This window comes from Streptococcus mitis SK1080, assembly GCF_000220085.1.
Lineage (GTDB): Bacteria > Bacillota > Bacilli > Lactobacillales > Streptococcaceae > Streptococcus > Streptococcus mitis_K.
Map to the genome: position 1 here is coordinate 1 of NZ_AFQV01000007.1, position 2,269 is coordinate 2,269.

Consider the following 2,269-nt stretch of genomic DNA (forward strand, 5'->3'; position numbering starts at 1 on the left):
AAAAAGAGGATTTGAAGTATCTTTTTCTGAAGAATTTGAGGATATTCAACAGTCTATGATACAAAATGAATATTCTTCATACGGGAAAGGAGATTTTCGGCATCCAGCCTTTCAAGTTCAAGGAATGAATGGTAGTAGGATAACGACACTAAAATATCAAGGTTTTGAACTTGAAAAAGGGAAAAATCGTCTTAACTCTCTACCTTCAACATTTGATGATATTGGTCAGTGTGCGGAAACATTAACGATTATTTTAACAGATTCCATATTAGATTTAACTGTTAGACTAAATTACACAATTTTTCCGGAATACAATGTCTTAGTTAGAAATACGGAATTTTTAAATAATAGCAATAATAAGTTGACTCTTTTGAAAGCAATGAGCTTACAGCTAGATCTACCTGATAGTCAATATGACTTTATTCAATTTTCTGGAGCATGGCTGAGGGAACGTCAGTTATATAGAACTTCGCTTAGACCAGGTATTCAAGCAATAGATAGCTTGAGATACTCATCAAGTCCTCAGCAAAATCCTTTCTTTATGCTATCAAGGAGGGAAACTACCGAGCATAGTGGTGAGGTTTATGGTTTTAACTTTATCTATTCTGGAAATTTTCAAAATATGATTGAAGTTGACCATTTTGACACAGCTAGAGTAACGGTAGGAATAAATCCAGTAGAATTTCGTTTTTTATTAAATCCTGCCGAAAGTTTTGTGACACCAGAAGCAATTGTGACCTATTCTGATCAAGGGATGAATCAGATGAGCCAACAACTATCAGATTTTTATCGACATCATTTAGTTAATCCTAATTTTTCTCAAGCTAGTCGTCCTATAATACTCAATAGTTGGGAAACATTTTATTTTGACTTGAGTACAGAAAAAATTTTAGATTTAGCAAAGGCTGCTAAAGATTTAGGGATAGAATTATTTGTACTGGATGATGGTTGGTTTGGTCATAGGAAAGATGACAAAAGTTCTCTGGGTGACTGGGTAACAGATAGAAGTCGCCTTCCTGAAGGTATTGGATTTCTTGCAGATGAAATTCACAAAATAGGTTTACAATTTGGTTTGTGGTTTGAGCCTGAAATGATTTCTATTGATAGTGATTTGTACAAGAATCATGCCGATTGGACTATCCATTTGTTAGACAGAGAGAAGTCAGTAGGAAGAAATCAATATGTGTTGGATTTGACGAGACAGGAAGTTGTTGATTACCTTTTTGATTCTATTTCTAAAATCATAATCGAAACAAATCTGGATTATATCAAATGGGATATGAATCGTCATATAACAGATATTTATAGTATTGAACTTGATTCTGAACAGCAGATGGAATTTGGTCATCGATATATCTTAGGTCTTTATCAGTTGTTAGATCGTTTAATAACTAAGTTCCCTTCAGTTCTATTTGAATCTTGTTCTTCAGGTGGTGGACGTTTTGATTTAGGACTTATGTATTATGCACCGCAAGCGTGGACGAGTGATGATACGGACCCGATAGAAAGATTGAAAATTCAGCATGGAACTTCTTATGGATATTCTCCATCAATGATGACAGCCCATGTTTCTATTTCTCCAAATGAACAAAGTGGAAGACAAACGAGTTTGGACACTAGGACAAATGTAGCTTATTTTAGTTCTTTCGGTTATGAATTAGATGTTACGAGATTGTCGGTAGAAGAAAAAGAACAAGTGAGAGAACAAATTCAGTTTTATAAAAAATATCGTTCATTGTTTCAATATGGGGATTTTTATAGGATAAACAGTCCTTTTAGTTGTGATTCTGCTAGTTGGCAAGTTGTTTCAAAGAATAAATGCCAGTCGATTTTACTGTATGCTCAATTGAATAGTAAGTTGAACCCAGGTTATACAAGAGTTTATTTTAGTGGTTTAGATAAAGATAAATGCTATTCCGTCTCTGGATTTGATGAGTTCTTTTATGGAGATGAATTAATGAATGCTGGAATAAAATTCAGTTTAAGTAATTTAGCACTATGTGTTCCAGAATATCTTACAAAATTATTTGTTATTGAGGAAGTTGTATGTAAATAATGAGGAAATAAAAATGGAAAATAAAAAAATAGCAAAACAGATTTTAATAGCTACGGCTGTTTTAACAAGTTTTTTAGGAAGTAAATTGGTTTATGCAGATGTAGTCCAAAGTAATTCTAATGACAGAGCTAGTACTGAAACTGCTAGAGTAACAGTGAATAACTTAAGAAAACCAATTACTAAAGATCAAGAAACTGATACGGAGATGACATA

At 33.1% G+C, this 2,269-nt stretch carries 2 protein-coding genes; both read left to right on the forward strand.

Translation table 11 applies throughout. From position 1 onward, the window contains the following. Positions 1-2,056: alpha-galactosidase (locus HMPREF9957_RS04705; protein WP_000618150.1), on the forward strand; the 2,056-nt coding region annotated here is incomplete at its 5' end. Positions 2,057-2,069: 13 nt separating this feature from the next. Beyond that, on the forward strand, positions 2,070-2,269 hold a 200-nt coding region (locus HMPREF9957_RS04710), incomplete at its 3' end, for a hypothetical protein (protein WP_000428247.1).